Below are 3,087 nucleotides of genomic sequence, written 5' to 3'. Positions count from 1 at the left end.
GAAATCCGGAGGCGTGTTTGCAGGCTTGCTCACCCTGCCCGGCGTAATTCGTGGAGTGGTCGTCCCGTCGCCGAGCTGGCCAAACGTGTTGTATCCCCAGGCGTAGGCGTTGCCGTCGCTGCCCAGGGCCAGCGAATGCCGACTTCCGGCGCTGACCTGCACGTAGGTGAAGTCCGCGGGCGCGTCTGCAGGCTTCTCCACCGTGACCGGCGTAATTTGCCAATTAGTCGTCCCGTCGCCGAGCTCGCCATACTTGTTGCCTCCCCAGGCGTAGGCGTTGCCGTCGCTGCCCACCGCCAAGGAAAAACCAGGAGAAAAACCGTCGTTCTTTGATCCGCTGACCTGGTTGAATCTGATGCCTCGGCTGGTGTTTGGCGGGGTGATGGTGGTGGAGTTGCCGCCCAGCTGGCTGCCCTGGTCGGGGTTGATTTTCCACGTGTTGTCGGGGTCTTTGAATGTCCATCTGGCGGTGAGGGTGAGGCTCTTGGTGACGGGCTTGCTGAAGTCGTAGGCGACTTCCCCGGTGAACCATCCGTCGAACAGGTAGCCTTCACGCGCAGGGTCGGGGGAGGGTCGTTTCACCCTGCCGTTTGGAGTGGAGACGTTCTGGTCTGCTGGTTCGGGGTTTCCCCCGCCCGTATCGAAGTGGACCGTGAACGTGGATCTTGGTTCGGCGCCTCGTGTCAGCGGCTGGTCGACCGTGTAGTTGAGGTTTTTGGTGAAGGGTTGGCCGTCCTGTCTGCCGACGATGAGAACAGTGGTTGGTCCCGGCTTGCTGGCGGGCATGTCTGTCTGCCAGGCGTCGTTGTTCTTGGTGAGATTGAGCGGCTGGCCGTTCAGGCTGGCTGACTCCAGGATGGACGCTGTGGTGGTGCTGACTCTTGCTGGCTTGCCGGGCTGTCCCTGCCCGTCCACGTCCCACGTGAACATGCTGCCTTGCCCGTCAATGGCGGTGATCCTGCTGCCGGTGCTTGCGGCCTGCATGTACCGCTTGTTCCCGTCGTCCGCGCGCATGGGTGCTTCGCCGGGCTGCCAGGACCATACGTGGCCCTCCGTGTCGGTGATAACGGCCTGGCTATCATTGGCTGTAATCGAGTTGGTTTTCATGTTTGCCGGCAGGTTGACGGCTGTGGGACTGGTCGTGTTGTCGGCCAGGTAATGGATCCGCCTTTCCGTGTCCAGGAGGAGGAATCCCTGGTTGAGGGCATGGGCCTGGATGATGCGCATTCCCGGGTCCTGCTTGATGCGCGCGGGCTTGGCGCTTCCGGTATTGGCCGTCTCCCAGGTCCAGGCCTGCCCGTCAGCGTCCACGATGAGGATCCGGCCGGGGGAGGCGATGGCGGTCACGGCCTGCGCCTTTCTGGGCAGGCTGGTCTCGGCTTGTTTTGTGAATTTCGGGTTCGGCTCCTGGCTGCCGGCATCCCTGGTCTGATAGGCGTGGGCCTGTCCCTGCTGGTCCACGGCCAGGAGTCGATTATCGTTCATGCCGATGCTGGTGAACCTGGTGTCCTGTCCGGTGTCGAGGATCGTGGGCGTCGCTTGACCGCTGTTCCAGGTGTAGATCCGCTGGTCGGATCCCAAGGCGGCCTGCCGGTGGCTGCCGGCTGCGGCCTGCAGGTAGCGGAACCCGTCGGCAGCATGGGTGGGGAGAGGAAATTGCACAGGTGTGCTGTCCTGCGTCCAGGTGTAGATGCGGCCGTCGCCGGTCAGGCCGGCAATCTGGTTTCCTGCGGCTTGGATGCTGGCGATTTGAGGTTCCTGCCTGTCGGGCGGGCTGATGGTCAGCCGCGCCCCTGTGGCGGGCCCGTGATCCGGGCTCAGCGTCCAGTCCGTGACCTTCGTCCACCGGGCTTTCAGGGTCGTGTCCTGGAGGACGGGGGTTTGGAAATCATAGGGCCGGCCGTCAAGCGTCCAACCCTCGAACCGGAAGCCCTCACGCTGTGGATTCTGTTGCGGGGCAGCAGCGAGGGTGCCGGTCTTCACGCTCGCCTGGGTGGGCTTGCTGCTGTCGGCCGGGTCGAAAAGCACCGTGTGCGAAGCCTGATCTTCCGTCTTGTCGGCCGATTCAGCCGGAGCGGGGGCTGTGCTGTCAGGCGTGCCCGCCGTCGACGACAGGGTGCTGGGCGTGGGGCTTAATGGTGTGGTGGTTTGTATCGGCGATGGTGAGGACAATGGAGTGTCTGTTGCGTTGCTAGGGAGAGTGCCGGGGGTTCCGTCAGCTACGCGAGGGGTCTGAAGATCAAGGATAGGAGCGTCCTCTTGGGCGGATGCGACGCCCAGGCCTGCCAGCAGGCCCAGCAGGACGAGCATCATCGCCAGGATGCGACGCAGCCGGGTACCCAGATGCATGAAACCGAAACCCCTTCACCGAACACCAAGCAGGGCAAACGCCGCTTGCAGAATAAGGTTCTTCCTGTCGGGAAGCTACCAATACCTCAACGCCAGTCCGCGCAACAGATTGCGCGAATCATAGAGGAAGCCAGCCGGCTTCCCGACGTCCCCTGCCTCTCACTCTACCACCCAGCCCACAGACAACACACAATCCAGGTCCAACCGCCCGGCGACAATGAACCCGACTGACCTATAGGAAAGGAGCCAGGGTATGACCAACCAGGGATACTATCTGCCGGGACTCTGCGTGAGTGAGGGGTCCATCCCCGTTCCACTGGATTGGGCGGGCAGTGAACCTGGCGTCTGGCGAGTCGAAGTTAATTCGGATCAGGCGGTCCTCCGTTGCTTCTACCGCGTAGTCTGCGCCCCTGAGCACATTCACGACGACCTACCGCTGCTGGTCTACCTGCAAGGCGGACCCGGGTATGGGGCTCCACGGCCGCTGAGCGCCGCTGCCGACGGATGGATGGCCGAGGCCCTGCGCCACTTCCGCATTGTCCTGCCCGATCAAAGGGGTACAGGTCGGTCCAGCGCCATCGACGGAACCACTATGGCATCCATAGGAGAGCCCCGTGCCCAGGCCGATTATCTGAAGCATTTTCTGGCGGACTCCATCATTCGGGACTTCGAGCACTTGCGCCGCACGGTCTTCGCCGGCCGTCCCTGGGTGGCCTTGGGACAGAGCTTCGGCGGCTA

General features: G+C 63.1%; 2 protein-coding genes. One reads left to right on the top strand and one right to left on the bottom strand.

What is annotated here, in order from left to right:
* Positions 1 to 2,349 (bottom strand): InlB B-repeat-containing protein (locus AC0AP0_RS10950; RefSeq protein ID WP_490430485.1); only part of this gene is annotated, 2,349 nt, incomplete at its 3' end.
* 253 nt (positions 2,350 to 2,602) lie between these two features.
* On the opposite strand from AC0AP0_RS10950, the gene AC0AP0_RS10945 reads away from it, so the two are divergent.
* The coding region (locus AC0AP0_RS10945) for an alpha/beta fold hydrolase (protein WP_490430484.1) at positions 2,603 to 3,087 on the top strand (485 nt) is incomplete at its 3' end.

The sequence above is a fragment of the Bifidobacterium sp. POST2/T3 (B1) genome (genome assembly GCF_058197115.1).
Note: the sequence above shows the minus strand (reverse complement) of the source record. Positions and strands in the feature narration are given on the sequence as shown.